Below are 17,833 nucleotides of genomic sequence, written 5' to 3'. Positions count from 1 at the left end.
CCTAGTGACCCAAATACACGTCGATCACGCGCTGATCGTCCTGGACTTCCGACACCGTGCCTTCGCTGAGCAAGCGCCCTTGATGCAGCACGGTCACCTTCCTCGCAATCCGCTTGACAAAATCCATGTCGTGCTCGATCACGATGACCGCCTTGCCTTGCGCGATGCGATTGAGCAATTCGGCCGTCAGCTCGCGCTCGCGCGGGCTCATGCCGGCAACGGGCTCGTCCAGCAGCAGCAGCTTCGGCCCTTGCATCAGCAGCATGCCGATTTCCAGCCACTGCTTCTGGCCGTGGCTGAGCCTGCCGGCCTTCTGGTCGAGGTGATCGCGCAGGAAGACGAGATCCGCCAAGGATTCGATCTCCTCGATCACAGCCTGGCTGCGGCGAAAGAAGATCGACTGCAACACGCCCTGCCCGTTGGGCATCGAGATTTCGAAGTTCTCGAAGACGGTCAGATCTTCATACACCGAAGGCGTCTGGAACTTGCGCCCCACCCCCGCGCGTACGATCTCGTGCTCGGAGAGCTGGGTCAGGTCTTTCCCCTCGAACCACACCTTGCCGGAAGACGGGCGGGTCTTGCCGCAGATCATGTCCAGCAGCGTGGTCTTCCCCGCCCCGTTGGGGCCGATGATCACTCGCAACTCGCAAGGATCAACCTGCAAACTCAACTGGTCGACAGCGCGAAAGCCATCGAACGACACCGTAAGCGCATCCACTCTCAGGATGGTGGAAATATCGGTAGAGACACCCTGCACGCCGCCTGGCATAGGCGCTAGACGGTCCATATCAAGCTCCGCGTTCATTTGACACCTCCTGCATCCGGCTGCGCCTTGCTCATGCCGGCCATCAGCCCGGCCAGTCCGTTCGGCATGGCGACGACCACAAGGATGAAGACGGCCCCCAGGAAATACAGCCAGATCTCCGGGAAGGTTTCGGAAAGGTAGGATTTGAGAAAGCCAACCAGCAAGGCACCGACAACCGCCCCCGGCACCGAGAGCCGTCCACCCACCGCGGCGAAGATCACCATCTCGATCGAGGTCACGACGCCCGCCACGTTCGGCGAGATCAATCCGACCTGCAGCGTGTAGAACGCGCCGCCGATGGAAGAAAGAACGGCCGCCAGCATGAAGACGAAGGCCTTGATATGCGCCGTGTTGTAGCCGCTGAAGCGAACCCGGTCCTCACTGTCGCGGATGGCGATCAGGATCTTTCCGAAGCGGCTGCGCAGGAGCAGCACCGCCAGCAGCATCAGCACGGAGACCGCCGCGGCTTGCACGAAGTACAGGTTGCGCTTGGCGGCATCACCGACGATATCCATGCCAAGGAAGGTGCGGAAGTCCGTGATGCCATTGGCGCCGCCGGTGTCGCCCTGCTGGCCGATGATCAGCACCGTCAGCGTCATGGCAAGGCAAAGCGTGACGATGGCGAAGTACACGCCGCTGACGCGCCGCCTGAAGATCGCGTACGACAAGCCATAGGCAAGTAGCGCCGGCACCACGAGGATCATCAGCAGCGTAAAGCCGATGCCATGAAAGGGCTCCCACCAGAACGGCAGCTTGTCGACGCTGCTCCAGACCATGAAATCCGGCAACTCCGGCGCCGAGGCTTCGAGCTTCAGGAACATCGCCATCATGTAGCCCCCCAGCCCGAAGAAGATCCCCTGCCCGAGGCTGAGAATGCCGCCGTAGCCCCATGTCAGCACGATCCCGATCGCCACGAAGGAGAAGCACAGGTATTTGCTCACCAGATTCAGCCGGAAATCATCCAGGCCAAGCGGCAGGACGGCTAGCAGCAGCAGTACCACGCATGCCAGCGGCAACGCGTCCGATTTTCTTAAGGGAAAGGTCATGGCATCACCCGCGGGTTTTTCTTGCGAACAGGCCGTTCGGCCGGAAATACAGCGCGGTGATCACCAGCAGCAGGATTGCCACCTTCGCCATCGAACCGCTCATGAGGTACTCCAGCGTGGTCTGGGACTGCGCGATGGCGAATCCGGACAGTGCGGTGCCGATCAGGCTTTGCACACCGCCAAAGACGACCACAATGAAGGAATCGACGATGTAGAGTTGCCCGGTGCCGGGGTTGGTCGAACCGATCATGGTAAAGACGCATCCCGCGATCCCTGCCAGCCCCGATCCGAGCGCGAACGTCGCCGCATCCACCCGGTTCGTGTTGATGCCTACCGCATTGCTCATGGCCCGGTTCTGCGTCACCGCCCGCACACGCAGGCCCCAGCGGGTGCGGTAGAGCAGCAGGTACACACCCAGCGACACCAGCGCCGTCAGGCCGATCACAAAGATGCGGGTCAGCGGCAGCTGTATCCCCTGGACCGGCTCCCATGCCCCGCTCAGCCAGGTGGCCAGCGGCACGCTGACTTCCTGAGGCCCGAACACCGAGCGGTAAGTCTGCTGCAGGATCAGGCTCAGGCCCCACGTGGCGAGCAGGGTATCCAGCGGCCGGTCATAGAAGAATCGGATAAAGCCGCGTTCCAGCACATAGCCCAGCGCAAAGGTGCTCAAGAATGCAACCGGAATGGCCGCGAAGAGATAGCCGTCCATCCACTGCGGCGCATGCATCTCGAAGAACCTTGCGGTCAGGTAGGTCATGTAGGCGCCAAGCGCCATCAGCTCGCCGTGCGCCATATTGATGACGCCCATCAGCCCGAACACGATGGCCAGGCCAATCGCCATCAGGAACAGGATCGTGAACAAGCTGATGCCGTTGAAGACCTGCATCGCTACGATGTCTATGTCCATGCTCGTTCTCTGGAAATATAAGGGGGCATCGCCAGCGGGTTGCCGCCGTGCCGCCAGCCATGGCGCGGCACGGCCGGGCCGGCGGGCTCAGAGTTTCGGAAACGGGTTGGGCTCGATCGGGATGGGAGATTCCCAGACGATGTCGAACTGGCCATCCGGCCGCGCCTTGCCCACGCGGACCTTCTTCCAGACGTGCTGGTTGGTGGCGTGGATGCGCACGGGTCCTTCGGGCGCCTCGAAGAGGATGCCGGCGGCTGCCGCGCGCACCTTGTCGGCATCGAACGACCCGGCCTTCTCCACGGCGAGCTTCCACAGGTAGACGCTGTTGTACGCCACCTCCATCGGATCGCCGATCACGCGGTCCTGGCCGTAACGAGCTTTGAAGGCCTTGACGAAACGCTCGTTGGCCGGATTCTTGAGGCTCTGGAAATAGCCCATGCACGCGTAGTAGCCAACCGCGTTGTCCTTGCCGATGCCTTCGATTTCGTTCTCGGACACCACGGTCGATAGCAGGGTGATCTTGCTGCCGTCCAGGCCGGCCGCGCGCAGCTGCTTGTAGAAGGCCACGTTCGAGCCGCCCACCACCGTGCTGTAGATGCAATCGGGGCGAGCCGCCTTGATCTTGTTAATGATCGAGGAGAACTCCGTGTGGCCCAGCGGGGCGTACTCCTCGCCCGCGAGCTTGCCATTCAGGCGCGCAATCGTCGCCTTGGCGATCTTGTTGCAGGTGCGGGGATAGATGTAGTCCGAACCCACCAGGAAGATCGTCTTGCCTTTCTCGCGCGCCATCCAGTCCACGGCGGCCACGACCGACTGCGTTGCCTCCTGCGAGGGGTAGATCACGTGCTTGTCCTGCTCCTGCCCTTCGTAGTAGGTGGGATAGAAGAGCAGCCCGTTGGCGCGAGCCAGGGCGGGCAACACCGCTTTGCGGGAGGCGGACGTATAACACCCGATGATTGCCGCGACCTTGTCGCGCTCCAGCAGCTTGCGCGCCTTCTCGGCGAAGATCGGGTTCTCGCTCGCGCCGTCTTCCACCACGATTTCGATCTTGCGGCCCAGCACGCCACCCGACGCGTTGATCTCGTCGACCGCCATTTTTTCTGCATCGACGAGCGAGGCTTCGGCGATGGCGATGGTGCCTGACAGCGAGTGCAGCAGGCCGAGCTTGACGGGGCCGTCGGCCCTGGCGAGGCGAGGTACAAGCAGTGCGCTGGACGCGGCACCGAAGGCGATCATGGATCCGGCGGCTTGCACGAATCTCCGGCGATTGAACTGGCTCATTAGATGCTCCTTGGTCCGTATAAATGGCGATTGATGTACTATTCAGAGAAAGCACCCTCGTGCTTTTTTAAACGCACGCAATGCGACTCCAAACCGGATGCTCGATACGTTTTCTTCAGGCAAAGCGCCGCCACTGGCCGCCTTGGCGTCCATTCGAAAAATTCCAATTGAAACGACAAAACGCAAAAAGCCCGAACCGGTAGAGAACCGGGTCGGGCTTTTTTGCCTTGCGCTCCGCTGGCGATATTGGCAGCGAGCGCTAAATGTCGAATGACGAAATTTCGTCTAGGAGGATTTATAGCATAAGGTTTTGCTTTTGGCGTAGGTACTTTCACTAATTACACTGCATATCCCCACTAACGCACCGCATCATCGCGACATCGCCTTTTTACGGTGCAAGAAACGCTATTGAAGTGCAATCCAGCCACGAGCCGCACAATTGCAGTGCAATGCATCCGGCAGTGCGGCGCATGGCATTCAGCGATCGCCGCTCAGGCGCGACTTCCCTTCCTGCCCCTGCCGCAGCCGCGAGCTGACGAGCGCGGCAAGGACCAGCATCCCCGCAATGATCAGCAGGCCATTCTTCGTACTGCCCGTGGTCTGCTCGATCACGCCCATCACCGACGGGCCGATAAATCCGCCGACCAGCCCACAGGTGTTGACCAGCGCGAGCCCGCCCGCCAGCGCCACGCCAGCAAGACGCGACGACGGAAAAAGGAAAATGACCGACTGCACCACGAAGAACATCGATGCCGTCAGGCTGAAGCCCACCATGGCGACCACCGGGCCGGCATAGGCCGCGAGCAGCAGGCCGGCCGACATCACGGCAAGCCCCGCAATCAGCATGCGGCGGCAACGCTGCGGGTTGCTGGCGAAGCGCGGGAGCGCCGCGGCGCCGATGGCCGCCGCGATCCATGGCAGGGAGTTGAGCAGGCCGATTTGCAGCGGCGACAGCTTGCCATAGGTGCCGATGATGCCCGGCAGGAAGAAGATGACTGTGTAGATGCTGATCTGGTGGCAGAAGTACACAAAGATCGCGAGCCAGATCTGGCGATCGGCCAGGCAGCCCCGGAACGAGTGGCCGACGTGTCCGGCAGCCGCTTCCTCGGCTTGCTCCGCCGCCAGCCGGCGCTCCACCTCGCGGGCATCCTCTGGCGACAGCCAGGTTGCGCTCCCAGGGCCGTCCGGCAGCTTCTTCCACACGACGAAGGCAAACGCCACCGCCGGCAGGCCTTCCAGCACGAACATCCATTGCCAGCCCCGCCATCCCAGCACGCCGTCCATCTGCAGCAGCGCGCCGCCGAGCGGCCCGCTAAGGATGTTGGCAATACACACGCCCAGCAGGAAGTATCCCGTCGCGCGCGCCCGCTCCTTGCGGCCGAACCAGTAGGTCAGGTAAAGCATCACACCGGGGAACAGTCCCGCTTCCGCCGCGCCCAGCAACAGGCGCATGACATAGAACGAGGCCTCGCCGCTGACAAAGGCCATGCCCGCGGACAGCAAGCCCCAGGTGATCATGATGCGCGTGATCCAGAAGCGCGCCCCCACCTTGTGCATGATCAGGTTGCTGGGGACCTCCAGCAGCGCGTAGCTGAGAAAGAACAGGCCCGCACCCAGCCCATAGGCCGCCGCGGAGATGCCCAGGTCGACCGCGATATGGCTCTTTGCCAGCGCGATATTGGTGCGATCGAGAAAGCTGATCACGTAGGCCATCACCAGGAGCGGCATCAGCTTCCTGAACAACAGCGCGTTCAACGAGCGCTGATCGGCTAGCGGCGCTTCTCGCGCGGTTTGCACATAAGTGGTGGACATGGCCTGGATCTCCTGTCGGCGGTATCTGTTTATGTTCCGGAGGCATCAAGGCCTCCGGCGTGCGCATGTTGTCTTGCGTGCCTGCGCTCGCGGCGCGGGCCTTTAAAAGGCCACGTTCGCCGCGCCCTTCAGACCGAGGATCTCGCGAGCCTCGTCGGGCGTCGCGACATCGATGTTCAACGCCTCAAGCACGCTGCGGATACGCAGCACTTGCTCGGCGCTCGATGCCGCCAGCCGGCCCGGGCCGATCCACAGCGAATCCTCCAGGCCGACGCGCACGTTGGCGCCCATCGCCGCGCCGATGGTGGCCAGCGGGATCTGGTTGCGGCCGGCGCCGAGGATCGACCAGCGGTACTGGTCGCCGAACAGCCGGTTCGCGGTCCGATGCATATGCATCAGGTCTTCCGGATCGCCACCGATGCCGCCCAGGATGCCGAAGACCGACTGCACGAACACCGGCGCCTTGACCAGGCCGCGGTCCAGGAAATGCTTCAGGTTGTTCAGGTGGCTGATGTCGTAGCACTCGAACTCGAAGCGCGTGCCGTTGGCGTTGCCGATCTTCAAGATGTTCTCGATATCGCTGAAGGTATTCTTGAAGATCAGGTTGCGGCTGTTCTCCAGATGCTCGCGCTCCCACTCGTGCGCGAACTCCTTGAAGCGATCCAGCATCGGGAACAGGCCGAAGTTCATCGAGCCCATGTTCAGCGAGGCCAGTTCCGGCTTGAACGTCGTGGCGGGGAGCATGCGCTCCTCCACGGTCATGTGCGGACTGCCGCCGGTGGTGATGTTGATCACGGCGTTCGTGGCCGCCTTGATCTTCGACAGGAACGGCCGGAACAGCGCCGGGTCCTGCGACGGCCGGCCGTCCTTCGGATCGCGCGCGTGCAGGTGCAGGATGGCCGCGCCGGCCTTGGCCGCATCGATGGCGGCGGTGGCGATTTCGTCGGCGGTCACCGGCAGGTACGGCGACATGCTGGGGGTGTGGATCGCGCCGGTGGGGGCGCAGGTGATGATGGCTTTGGATCGGGCGGCCATGGCGGGCTCCGTGTGAAATCGGTTGGTGGAGGTGAGGTCAGCTAAGCGCTTGCGTCAGGCCATCGACCGCCAGCTCCTGGCCGGTGACGTTGGCGGCCAGGTCGCTGGACGCGAACAGCACCATGTTGGCGATGTCGCGCGCCGTCACCATGCGCCCGAGCGCGGCTTGCGACGTGTAGGCCCGCGTGACGTCTTCCAGGGGCTTGCCCAGCGCCTCGGCTTTTGCCGCGATGACCGCGCGGATGCGCGGGCCATCGACCGCGCCGGGCAGGATGGCATTCACGCGGATGCCGTCGGCGCCGAGTTCCAGTGCCAGCGATTTGGTGAATCCGATGACCGCCCATTTGGACGCCGAGTAGACCGAACGCCCGGGCATGCCGAGGTGGCCGGCAGCCGATGACAGGTTGACGATGGCGGGGCTCTTTCCCTGGCGCAGGCGCGGCACGGCCAGGCGGGTGCACAGGAACTGACCGGTGATATTGACCGCGAGCGTGCGCTCCCAATCGGCCAGGGTCAGGGTCTCGACGCCACCAGTGGGGCCCGCCACGCCGGCGTTGTTCACGAGGATGTCGAGGCCGCCGAGCGTGCGATCGACGGTCTCGAACATGGCGGCCACGTCGGCCTCGCTCGACACATCAGCCCGGCATCCATGCACCGCCGGCAGCTCGGCCGCGAGGCGCTCCAGGCTGGCGCCCTGGACATCGCACACAAGCACGTTGGCGCCCGCCTGCGCGAAGGCGCGGGTGATTTCCAGCCCGATGCCGTCGGCGCCAGCGGTCACCAGGACTCGCTTGCCCGCGAGAGAGTTGTCATTCCACATATTGGTCAGCTCCATGCATGAGGCGATTTACCTCCATGGCCGCCATGTTATATCTGTGATCACAGATCTCAAATCGGGAATACCCTATGTGCTATGAAGTGCTATGATTTCCGCATGTCCCTACCCGAACTTGTGACCCCTTTGAAGCGCCAGACGTTGAGTGGAGACGTCTACGCACAATTGCGCGAATTGTTGATCAGCGGCCACATGATGCCCGGTGAACAAATCTCGCTGCGCAGCACTGCCGCTGCGCTGGGTGTGAGCGTGATGCCGGTGCGCGAAGCGGTGCATCGCCTGGTGGCGGAGCAGGCACTGGAACTGACGCCTAACCGCGCGTTGCGCGTGCCGATCATGAGCGTGAGCCAGTTCCGGGAGATCACAAGTATCCGAGTCAATCTGGAAGGACTGGCGACAGAGCAGGCGGCCGAGCACCTGAGCGACGCTGCGATCGTGCAGGTCACCGCCCTCCATGACCGCTTCGCGGAAGAGATGGCCCGGTCCAGGCCGGACAGCTCAAAGCTGATCTCCGTCAACAAGGAACTGCATTTCGCCGTCTACAAGGGCGCCGGCATGCCGATCCTGCTGCAGATGATTGAAGCGCTGTGGCTGCGTATCGGCCCGATCCTGAATCACGATCTGCGCTCCGGCTCCCGCCGCGTGGGCGAGCAGGTAGCGGTCAATCATCACGCGCGGCTGGTTGCGGCGCTCAAGCGCAGGGATGGCGTTGCGGCACGGGCCGCGCTGCAGGGAGATATCGAAAGCGCGGCGGAGTACATCGTCTCAGCGGGCGTGCTACTGGCGGCCGATGCGTTTGATGAGCCGGTGCCCGACGCGGGCAAGCCGGCCTCGAAGACCGCGCGCCGCGCGGCCGCAAGCGGCGGGCGTAGAACGGTCTGAGCAGGCCAGGCACATGGCGACCGAGGCGGTCCGCCACGCCGGCAACCGGGATCGCACGGCGCGCCGGCTGTTGCCCGGGGCTCGCCCGGGCAGCCATCCACGTTCAGGTAATCGCCCCCAGCTGCCAGGGCACGAACTCATTCTGCCCGTAGCCATGGAGCTCGCTGCGCGAGCGTTTGCCGGAGGCCGTGTCCAGCATCAGCTGGAACAACGCCGCGCCCAGCTCGGCGATGGTGGCGCTGCCGTCCAGTACCGTGCCGCAGTTCAGGTCCATGTCGTCCGACTGGCGCTGCCATAGCGCCGTGTTGGTCGCGAGCTTGACCGAGGGCGAGGGCGCGCAGCCGTAGGCCGAGCCGCGCCCGGTGGTGAAGCAGATCAGGTTGGCGCCGCCCGCCACCTGGCCGGTGGCGGAGATCGGGTCGTAGCCCGGCGTATCCATGAAGACCAGGCCGCGCACGCGCACCGGCTGCGCGTACTCGTACACTTCGGCGAGATTGGTGGAGCCGCCCTTGGCGATGCCGCCCAGCGATTTTTCCAGCACCGTGGTCAGGCCGCCCGCCTTGTTGCCGGCGGAGGGGTTGTTGTCCATGCTGGCGCCGTGGCGCTCGCAATAGGCCTCCCACCAGCGGATGCGCGCCACCAGCTTCTGGCCGATCTCGGGCGTTTGCGCGCGGCGCGTCAGCAAGTGCTCGGCGCCGTAGATCTCCGGCGTCTCGGAGAGGATCGCGGTGCCGCCATTGCGCACCAGCAAATCCACCGCCGCGCCCAGCACCGGGTTGGCCGAAATGCCCGAGTAGCCATCCGAGCCACCGCATTGCAGGCCCACCACCAGATGGTGCGCCGGCACCGGCTGGCGCTCCACCGCGTTGGCCTTCGGCAGCATCGCCTTGATCAGCTCGATGCCGTGGGCAATGGTCTTGGTGGTGCCGCCGGTGTCCTGGATGGTGAAGGTCTGCAGCCGGTCGCTGTGCATGAGCCCCTGTGTCGCCAGCAGCGCGGAGATCTGGTTGGTCTCGCAGCCCAGGCCGATCACCAGCACGCTGGCAAAGTTGGGATGGCAGGCATAGCCGCCCAGCGTGCGCTGCAGCACCGCCAGCCCCTCGCCCTGCGGATCGACCGCGCAGCCCACCCCGTGCGTGAGCGCCACCACGCCGTCCACATTGGGATAGGCGGCCAGCGCCTCCGGATGGATGTCCCGGCGAAAATAATCCGCGATGGCGCGCGCCACCGTGGCCGAGCAGTTCACCGAGGTCAGGATGCCGATGTAGTTGCGCGTGGCCACGCCGCCGTCGGCGCGTTTGATGCCATCGAACGTGGCCGGCTGCGCCACCGGTTGCACCGCGCGGGCCTCCGCGCTGAACGCATAGTCCCGCGTGAAATCGCCCATGGCCAGGTTGTGCGTATGCACGTGCTGGCCGGCGCGGATGTCCTGGCTGGCAAAGCCGATGATCTGGCCGTAGCGCCGCACCGCTTCGCCACTGGCGATCGCACGGGTGGCGATCTTGTGGCCGGGCGGGACCAGGCCGATCACGGTCACGCCTTCGTCGGCGACCGGCGTGCCGGCCACCATCTGGTCGCGGGCAATGACCACGTCGTCATCGGGATGCAGCCGGATGGTGCGCGGCGTGCGGGGAAGCTGCGCGGGGGCGGCGACAATGCTGTCTGTGCTCATGGGGTGGTTTCTCGCGGTTGAAAGGTCGCCCTGCCGGTTCGTGCGGGCTTTACTTGATCATTTCGTCCGGCAGCGCGATGCCGAAGTACTGCTTGTAGATGCTGTTGATCTTGCCGTTCTTCAGGTTGGCCTTGACCCAGTTGTCGAGCCACGCCTTTAGCGCGGTGTCGCCCTTGCGCAGGCCGATCGCATAGGGATAGGCCTTCATCACGAACTTGGTTTCCAGGTCGCGCGTGGGATTGCTCTTCTTCACCGCGGGAATCACGCTGATGGCGGCGGCGAGATAGTCCTGCTGGCCGGTGGAGACGGCGGTGTTGGTCGTGGCGTCGTCCTCGTAGCGCACGATATTCACGCCCGGCACTTCCTTGGCGCCACGGCTCAGTTCCTGGTCGCTGGTGGTGCCGCGCGTGACCGCGATGGTCTTGCCGGACAAATCGGCAAAGCTCTTGAGGCTGGTCTTCGCGGGCCCGCCTACCACCACCGGGATCACGCCATAGGGATCGGAAAAGTCGATCACCTTCTTGCGCTCGTCGGTGACCGAGAACGAGGCCAGCACCACGTCCGCTTTCTTGGTCAGCAGGAAGGGCACGCGGTTCGGCCCGGTCACCGGCACGATCTCCAGTTCCACGCCGAGGTCCTTGGCCAGCAGCCGGGCGGTCTCCACATCGGAGCCGCTTTGTTTTGCCTGGCTGTCGAGCATGCCATAGGGCGGCGCGCCGATATCCACGGCGACCAGGATCTTCTTGCGTTGCTTGATGGTGTCGAGCGTATCGGACCAGGCGCTGGCGGATGCGCCAACGAGCAGCAGGGCGGCGAGCGAGCCGAGCAAGCGGCGGTTGAGGTGCATGGGGTGTCTCCGTGTGTGTGTAGGTTGAGTCGTGCCGGCTAGCGGGAAATCAAAGGCCGTTGCCGACGAACTGCTTGAGCTCCGGCGTCGAAGGTTCATCCAGCAGCTTGCCGCTGCCGCCTTCCCAGACGATGCCCTGGTGCATGAACATGATCTGGTCCGCCACCGAGCGCGCGAACGCCATCTCGTGCGTGACCAGCACCATGGTCATGCCGTCTTCGGCCAGCCGCTCGATCACCTTGAGCACCTCGCCGGTCAGCTCGGGATCCAGCGCCGAGGTGACTTCATCGAACAGCATCAGGCGCGGCCGCATCGCCAGCGAGCGCGCAATCGCCACGCGCTGCTGCTGGCCGCCGGACAATTGCTCCGGGTAGTAGCCGGCGCGCTCCTCCATGCCAACCTGCTTGAGCACGTGCATGGCCAGCTCGCGCGCTTCCTTCTTGCCAACGCCCTTGACCTTGCGCGGCGCCAGCATGACGTTTTCTTCCACAGTGAGGTGCGGGAACAGGTTGTAGCTCTGGAACACGATGCCCACTTCCTTGCGCAGCTCGCCCAGCGGCACGTTGTCTTCGTGCATGGCGCGGCCGCACACGTGCAACGCGCCGCCGTTCACGCGCTCCAGGCCGTTGATGCAGCGCAGGGCCGTGCTCTTGCCCGAGCCGCTGCGGCCGATCAGCACCACCACCTCGCCGGCGCGCACCGAGAAACTCACGCCCTTGAGGATCTCCACCTGCCCGAAGGATTTGCTCACCTTGTCGAAGCGGACGATGTCTTCCATGCTTGTCTCCTTGATGTCTTGTGTTTCCCGCTGATTCGGGTCCGCTCTCACAGCCACATTCAAACCCGCTTGAAGCGGCGCTCCAGCTTGTACGACAGCGTCGACAGCGGATAGCAGATCGCGAAATAAAGCACCGCCGCGATGGAAAACACCACGAAGGGCTCAAAGGTGGAGTTGTTCACCACCCGTGCCGAATAGGTCAGGTCGAAGAAGCCGATCACCACCGCGTACGAGGAGTTCTTCACGATCTGCACCAGGAAGCTCACCGTGGGCGCCACCGCGATGCGCGCGGCCTGCGGCAGGATCACGTGCACCACGCGCTGCAGCGGCGTGAGCGCCAGGCACTCGGCCGCCTCCCACTGCGTGCGCGGCACGGCCTGGATGCAGCCCTTCCAGATCTCGGCCAGGTAGGCGCTGGAATACGCCGTCATGGCGATGCCGGCGGCCACCAGCGCGGGCAGGTCGAAGCCACCCACGCTGATGCCGAAATACACCACGAACATGATCACCGGCAGCGGCACGCCCTGCACCAGCTGCACGAAGGCGCCGGTGACCATGCGCAGCACGCGGCCGCCGCGGCTGCGCGCCAGTGCCAGCGGCAGGCCCACCAGCGCGCCGCCGACAAAGCCCATGGCTGACAGCAACAGCGTCCAGCCGGCGCCGCGCAGGATGAACAAGACTTGATCCAGGGAAAGGCTGGACATGATGCTTGGCTCCGCGTCGAAAGGAAGTAGGAAAGTAGAAGAAGGGAAAAGAGGAAGCGTGCGGAATCAGAGCGCCGTCTTCAGGCGCCGGCGGCGCGTGAAGGCGATGGCACCCACGCCCGCCATCGACAGCCGCAACAGCCACGACAGCACCAGGTACACCACGGCAATGACGATGTAGATCTCAAAGCCGCGGAATGTCTCCGACTGGATGCGGTAGCCCACCGCAGTGAGCTCTTCCGCCGAGATCTGCGACATGATGGAAGTGGCCAGCATCATCAGCACGAACTGGCTGATCAGCGCCGGGTACATGCGCTCCACCGCCTGCGGCAGCACCACCAGGCGCAGCACCTGCCAGCGCGACAGCCCCAGGCACGATGCGGCCTCCAACTGGCCGCGCGGCACCGACTCGATGCCCGCGCGCACGATCTCCGTAGTGTAGGCCGATACGTTGACCACCAGCGCCAGCACCGCCGCCGCCATCGCCGGCACGCGCACATGCACCGCCGCCAGCCCGAAGAACAGCCAGAACGCCTGGATCACCAGCGGCGTATTGCGAATCACATCCACATAGCCGGTGACGCAGCGGCGCGCCCAGGCCGGGCCTTGCGTGCGCACCACCGCCAGCGCCGTTCCCAGCACAAAGCCAAGCACGATGGTCGCAACAGACATGCGCAGGGTCAGCCATGCCCCGTCGAGCAGTTCGCGCCAGTTGGCGGACAGGAAGCTGAAATCGAACTGGTAGTCCATCGGGGGTGCGCCCTATCGCTCTTTTGTGGGCAGCGCCGGCTTGGCCGCCACCCTGTCTCGGTGTTTTGTTCTCGTCTCGATGCGGCCTTGCGCCGGCATGGATCGAAATATATGACTATTGCCGACAAACGTCAATATATGGAGATACCCGTGTATCATATGTTCATGCGTTCACGCGTTCATGCGCCGCCCGATACTTGGCGCCATGCCGACGCCACGAGCGACGCACCCGACGAAGTACCTGACGAAATACCCAACACCACCCAAACCCGCCAACCGATCCGGAGATAACGTGCCGAGTCCATCGACGGCCGCGCGACAAGACAAGCGCACCGCCCCCTTCGCACTCATGCAGGAAGCCGACGAAGCGCAACGGCACGCGCCGATCTACGCCGTCATCGTCGAGCTGCTGCGCAAGGCCATCGTGGAAGGCTCGCTGGAGCAGGGCACGGTATTGCTGGAAGGCCATGTGGCCGAGATCCTGCGCTCCACCCGCTCGCCGGTGCGCCAGGCCCTGCGCGAGCTGGAAGCCGATGGCGTGGTCAGCCGCTTCGAAGGGCGCGGCTTCGTGGCCGGGCCCGCGGGCACGGCGCCCAGGCGCATCCCGCTGGACCCCGCCATGCTGGGCGTGGACCGCGAGCCGGATGTCGCGCGCAAGACGCTGGGCTGGGAAGTGATCTACGACGAAGTGGAGCGCGACCTGGTGCACCTGTCGGTGTTCGGCCGCTATCGCGTCAACGAGATCGAACTGGCCCGCCACTTCAACGTGGGCCGGACCGTGGTGCGCGACGTATTGCTGCGCCTGGAAAGCCTGGGCATCCTGGAAAAAGACGAGCGCCTGCGCTGGGTCATCACGCCGCTGGACGCCAAGCGCATCCATGATCTCTACGAACTGCGCGCATTGGTGGAACCCGCCGCGCTGCGCGCCGCCATCGGCCACGCCGACCGGGCCGAGATCGAGCGGATGATCGGCGACCTGCACAAGGTGCAGCGCGTCTACCCCAAGGTCAGCCGCACCGCCATGGACAACCTGGAGCACGACCTGCACGTGCAGCTGCTCTCGCAGTGCCCCAACAAGGAACTGCTCAGCAGCCTGCAGCGCACGCGCTGCATCCTCACGCTGAGCAAGCACGTGCTGGGCGTCTCCACGCCGATGCCCGAAGCGGACCCGTTCATGTCCGAGCACATCGCCGTGCTGCAGGCCGCCGCCGATGGCGCGCCGCGCAAGGCGGCCGACCTGCTGCGCGACCACCTCGAACTATCCTGCGAGAAAGTGACCCAGCGCGCGGAACTGGTGCGCGAAACGTTCGCGCTGCCCGAGGTTTCGTATATCGCGTGAGCGGGTCGGGCGGCTGGCTACGCGGGCAAGGCAACGTCCGCCTCCAGCGGATACACCGGCCGCGCCAATCGCTGAAACGGGAACTGCGCATAGCGCGAGCTCGTCACGCCGCCGCCATCGCACTCCACCACCGCCTTCGCGATTGGCACGAACACAGGCCGGCAATACATGCGCGACTTCAGCAGCAGGAAACGCTGCGCCAGCGGATCCACGCCGATATGCGTGAAGATGCCCAGGTCCCAGTGCTCCTGCGGCGTCTCGGTCACCACCACCTGCGCCGCGCCGATATCGAGCAGCGCCGTGCGGCCCATGCGGATGCGCTCGCCGGTGTAGGTGGGGCCGCTGATCACGTATTCGCCGTTGCTGATGGCGGCCACTCGGCCGGTCAGGGTCAGTGGCGTGGGGTAGATGCCCAGCTGGGTCAGCGGCACCTTGTTGCCCACCGGCAAGGTCACGGTGGCATCCACGCCGGCCTCGATCATCGCGGCCACGGCCTGCGGGTCGCATACCGGCCCCACCGCGATGCCGGACAGGCCTTGCTGCAAGGCTTCGCGCAGGACCTGCATATCGTCGCAGGTGCCGCCCGACATGCAGTTGTCGCCGTGGTCCAGCAGCAGCACCGGCCCATTGCCGGTTTGCGCGGCCAGTTGCCCGGCGCGCGCAATCGATTCAGCCAGCGGCTCGCTCTCATAGACAAAGCCGGCGCGCTCTGTCCAGATCTGCGCGGCAAGCTTGTCGGCTGCCGCCTGCGCCGCGGCCTGGTCGCCGTCGGCCACCACCAGCACGCTCAGGCAGGGCGCCGCGATATCCGCCAGCCCGAAGCCGGCCAGCACCGACACCGCCAGCATGCCATCGGCCTCGGCCTGCCTGGCCGCCGCCACCGCGCGCTGCATCGCGCCTTCGCCCGTATTGCTGCGCAGCGTGTGCGTGACCATCGGCAAGCGCCGCCAGGCCAGCGCGGGCCGCGTCTTTTGCTCGAGCATGCGCATCAGCAGGCGGCCGGCATGCTCGCCGGTTTCGTACATATCCACGTGCGGGTAGGTCTTGAAGCTGACCGCGATGTCGGCATGCTCGATCATCTTCTGCGTGACATTGCCGTGCAGGTCGAGCGCGATGGCGATCGGCACGTCGGGCAGCACTGCGCGCAGCCGCTCGAGCAGGTCGCCCTCGCCGTCGTCGCTGTTCTCCGCCACCATGGCGCCGTGCAGGTCCAGCATCACCGCGTCGCAGCCGGGCGCCGCGTCGACGATGGCATCGCATAGCGCGGTATAGGCCTGCGCCGCAACGCGGCCGCTCGGGTTAGCGCCAGCCGAGACCGGCACCACGAACTCGGCACCCGCCGCCTCCGCCAGATCGATAAGGGCACCAATTGCCGTGCGCGTGTTCTTGCTGGCCCGATACGCCTGCTCGCCATAGTGCGGATGAAACGACGACAGCGGCGTCGGCACCGGTGAGAAGGTATTGGTTTCGTGGTTCAGTCTGGCGATCAGGATCTTCATGGCGGTGCGAGTGCTCCAGCATGGAAGTGGCCGGAATTGCCGGCCAGCATTGGGATGGGGGCTGCTGCGGACTTAAGCGTTGGCCCAGGGATTAATTATCTCAAGGCCAGCCGCCTCAAATGGGGCGGTATCCCGCGTCGCCACAGTCAGGCCATTGGCGGCAGCCGTGGCAGCGATATACCCGTCTGCGGTCGCGATCGCCATGCCCTGGGCCCTTGCTCGCGCGCGGATTTCCGCATAGGCACTCGATGCCGCGGCGTCGAATGACAGGATTCGGCCTGCAAACAATGGCAAAACGCGCCGTTCCAGGCTCGTTTGCAGGATCTCCCTACGCTTGCCCGCCGGCATCGCGGCGATACCGAAACGCAACTCCGCCAGACTGATCGCCGCCAGGTAGAGCGTTTCAATATTCTGCGCATCGATCCACGCCAGCACCGACGGATCGCCGACCGCCCTCAGCGGCTCGGATACGACATTGGTATCGAGCAGGATCATTCGAAGCTCAGCGGCTCAGTCGCGATCTTGTCGCGCTCGATCTCGAGATCGACGCCGCCGACCTCTCGGCCGATTTCGGCCAGTAGCGAACCCAGCTTGACGCGCCCCTCTGGATGCACGGCCTGCTCGAGAATGTCACGGATTTCCGCCTCGGTGCTGCGTCCATGCATCGCTGCGCGCACCCGCAGCGCGCGATGCACTTCGTCGGGTACGTTGCGAACGGTAATGACTGGCATACTTCACCTCATAGCAATGCTTTCATTGCATGCATTCTATAAATTTGCAGTCATTTTTGCAAACCTGCCCCCGTGGCCCCTTCCCTCTTCTTGCGAGCTCCCTGATGGGTAGGCTGCCCATGGGAGGCGACCAATATATCGTGGAAGGCTTGCGCGGCCGGAGTCAGTGGCCGCCCGCGACGCCTTGTTATGCCTATGGTGCGAAAAATCTCCGGCTCGACCAGCGAGACGCTGACCAGGCTGGCCTGATGACCGCCGGGCACCGCGTAGGCGGGCACGGCACCCACCCCGATACCGGCTTCGATCAAGCTCACTAGCGCCGGTACATGCTGCACTTCGCAGGTCCACTTCGGACGCGCCGCGACTGCCGGAGGGAACGCTCGCGCGTTCCCTCCGGGACTGGCTTCCCACGGCTAGGTTCAGGCAGCAGGTCCTGGTGGAAAATCCAGCACGCCTGTACGCGTTCTGAACGAAGCGGGGGAGGCTAGCAGCCGCTGGCCTCCCCCTCCATCGTTCAGAAGAAACGCCGCAGCCCCAAAGGGCGGCGCCCTTGCCTTAGGCGCTTCGCTACCTCAAGCCGCGCCACCCGTCTTCGCCGGATACTTCAGCGCGTTCATTTCCATCTTGGCCTTCACTGCTGCATCCAGGTCCACATTCAGCGCGTTCAGCAACTGCGACAAGTAGATCGTGATATCCGCCAGCTCTTGCTCCACATGCTCGCGCTCGTCGGTGGACATGATCTCGCGCGCTTCGCCCTCGGTCTTCCACTGGAAGATCTCGACCAGCTCGGCCACTTCCACGCTGAGGGCCATGGCGAGGTTCTTGGGACTGTGATATTTGCCCCAGCCGCGCGCCTCGCCAAATGCGGCGGCGGCTTGCTGGAGGTTCTTGATGTCGATCAGGGTCATGA

18 protein-coding genes and 1 pseudogene are annotated in these 17,833 nt (G+C 64.6%); 2 read left to right on the top strand and 17 right to left on the bottom strand.

Annotated elements, in window-relative coordinates:
* Window position 1 precedes the first annotated feature (1 nt).
* The 7 genes from urtD to ACYP5B_RS03705 form a co-directional block, all read right to left on the bottom strand.
* Window positions 2-769, bottom strand: a complete 768-nt coding sequence (gene urtD, locus ACYP5B_RS03735) for an urea ABC transporter ATP-binding protein UrtD (RefSeq protein WP_318231334.1) — start codon at window positions 767-769, stop codon at window positions 2-4.
* A gap of 32 nt (window positions 770-801) precedes the next feature.
* Window positions 802-1,851, bottom strand: coding sequence for an urea ABC transporter permease subunit UrtC (gene urtC / locus ACYP5B_RS03730; protein ID WP_459568581.1), 1,050 nt, complete (start codon window positions 1,849-1,851; stop codon window positions 802-804).
* Window positions 1,852-1,855: 4 nt separating this feature from the next.
* Window positions 1,856-2,758, bottom strand: a complete 903-nt coding sequence (gene urtB / locus ACYP5B_RS03725; RefSeq protein ID WP_267604962.1) for an urea ABC transporter permease subunit UrtB — start codon at window positions 2,756-2,758, stop codon at window positions 1,856-1,858.
* An 87-nt stretch (window positions 2,759-2,845) separates the two neighbouring features.
* On the bottom strand, window positions 2,846-4,039 hold the full coding sequence (gene urtA / locus ACYP5B_RS03720; protein WP_459568580.1) for an urea ABC transporter substrate-binding protein: 1,194 nt from the start codon (window positions 4,037-4,039) through the stop codon (window positions 2,846-2,848).
* Between the two features lie 477 nt (window positions 4,040-4,516).
* A complete protein-coding gene (locus tag ACYP5B_RS03715; RefSeq protein WP_459568579.1) occupies window positions 4,517-5,851 on the bottom strand; it encodes an MFS transporter in 1,335 nt (444 codons plus the stop codon).
* A 102-nt stretch (window positions 5,852-5,953) separates the two neighbouring features.
* Window positions 5,954-6,886 (bottom strand): beta-keto acid cleavage family enzyme, encoded by a 933-nt coding sequence (locus ACYP5B_RS03710; RefSeq protein ID WP_459568578.1) that lies wholly within the window; start codon window positions 6,884-6,886, stop codon window positions 5,954-5,956.
* A 37-nt stretch (window positions 6,887-6,923) separates the two neighbouring features.
* Complete coding sequence (locus ACYP5B_RS03705; RefSeq protein ID WP_459568577.1) at window positions 6,924-7,706, bottom strand: SDR family oxidoreductase; 783 nt, start codon at window positions 7,704-7,706, stop codon at window positions 6,924-6,926.
* Window positions 7,707-7,820: 114 nt separating this feature from the next.
* Between ACYP5B_RS03705 and ACYP5B_RS03700 the strand changes: the two genes are divergently transcribed.
* Window positions 7,821-8,603 (top strand): GntR family transcriptional regulator, encoded by a 783-nt coding sequence (locus tag ACYP5B_RS03700; protein ID WP_459568576.1) that lies wholly within the window; start codon window positions 7,821-7,823, stop codon window positions 8,601-8,603.
* 103 nt (window positions 8,604-8,706) lie between these two features.
* Here the strand turns inward: ACYP5B_RS03700 and ACYP5B_RS03695 are convergent, their stop codons facing one another.
* The 5 genes from ACYP5B_RS03695 to ACYP5B_RS03675 all read right to left on the bottom strand — a co-directional run bounded on the left by ACYP5B_RS03695 (window position 8,707) and on the right by ACYP5B_RS03675 (window position 13,354).
* Complete coding sequence (locus ACYP5B_RS03695) at window positions 8,707-10,275, bottom strand: UxaA family hydrolase (RefSeq protein ID WP_459568575.1); 1,569 nt, start codon at window positions 10,273-10,275, stop codon at window positions 8,707-8,709.
* A gap of 49 nt (window positions 10,276-10,324) precedes the next feature.
* Window positions 10,325-11,122 carry a transporter substrate-binding domain-containing protein gene (locus ACYP5B_RS03690; protein WP_459568574.1) on the bottom strand — a complete coding sequence of 266 codons (798 nt, stop codon included), beginning with the start codon at window positions 11,120-11,122 and terminating at the stop codon, window positions 10,325-10,327.
* A gap of 49 nt (window positions 11,123-11,171) precedes the next feature.
* Window positions 11,172-11,900, bottom strand: coding sequence for an amino acid ABC transporter ATP-binding protein (locus tag ACYP5B_RS03685; RefSeq protein ID WP_459568573.1), 729 nt, complete (start codon window positions 11,898-11,900; stop codon window positions 11,172-11,174).
* A gap of 59 nt (window positions 11,901-11,959) precedes the next feature.
* Complete coding sequence (locus ACYP5B_RS03680; RefSeq protein ID WP_459568572.1) at window positions 11,960-12,604, bottom strand: amino acid ABC transporter permease; 645 nt, start codon at window positions 12,602-12,604, stop codon at window positions 11,960-11,962.
* Between the two features lie 66 nt (window positions 12,605-12,670).
* Window positions 12,671-13,354 (bottom strand): amino acid ABC transporter permease, encoded by a 684-nt coding sequence (locus ACYP5B_RS03675; RefSeq protein WP_267604954.1) that lies wholly within the window; start codon window positions 13,352-13,354, stop codon window positions 12,671-12,673.
* Window positions 13,355-13,646: 292 nt separating this feature from the next.
* Here ACYP5B_RS03675 and ACYP5B_RS03670 point away from each other — a divergent pair, with 292 nt between their 5' ends.
* Window positions 13,647-14,693, top strand: a complete 1,047-nt coding sequence (locus tag ACYP5B_RS03670; RefSeq protein WP_459568571.1) for a GntR family transcriptional regulator — start codon at window positions 13,647-13,649, stop codon at window positions 14,691-14,693.
* 17 nt (window positions 14,694-14,710) lie between these two features.
* On the opposite strand, the gene ACYP5B_RS03665 is transcribed toward ACYP5B_RS03670, so the two are convergent.
* The 5 genes and pseudogenes from ACYP5B_RS03665 to ACYP5B_RS03645 form a co-directional block, all read right to left on the bottom strand.
* Window positions 14,711-16,192, bottom strand: coding sequence for a M81 family metallopeptidase (locus ACYP5B_RS03665; protein WP_459568570.1), 1,482 nt, complete (start codon window positions 16,190-16,192; stop codon window positions 14,711-14,713).
* Window positions 16,193-16,264: 72 nt separating this feature from the next.
* On the bottom strand, window positions 16,265-16,687 hold the full coding sequence (locus tag ACYP5B_RS03660; protein WP_267604951.1) for a type II toxin-antitoxin system VapC family toxin: 423 nt from the start codon (window positions 16,685-16,687) through the stop codon (window positions 16,265-16,267).
* A complete protein-coding gene (locus tag ACYP5B_RS03655) occupies window positions 16,684-16,923 on the bottom strand; it encodes a FitA-like ribbon-helix-helix domain-containing protein (RefSeq protein WP_267604950.1) in 240 nt (79 codons plus the stop codon). The genes ACYP5B_RS03660 and ACYP5B_RS03655 overlap by 4 nt, the downstream gene beginning before the upstream one ends.
* Window positions 16,924-16,973: 50 nt before the next feature.
* A pseudogene (locus ACYP5B_RS03650) lies at window positions 16,974-17,273 on the bottom strand (LysR substrate-binding domain-containing protein); the annotation flags it as partial.
* A gap of 222 nt (window positions 17,274-17,495) precedes the next feature.
* Window positions 17,496-17,831 (bottom strand): nucleotide pyrophosphohydrolase, encoded by a 336-nt coding sequence (locus tag ACYP5B_RS03645; protein WP_318231287.1) that lies wholly within the window; start codon window positions 17,829-17,831, stop codon window positions 17,496-17,498.
* Window positions 17,832-17,833: the final 2 nt, after the last annotated feature.

Source organism: Cupriavidus sp. 8B (assembly GCF_054589115.1).
This window is presented reverse-complemented; position numbering and strand designations above follow the sequence as displayed.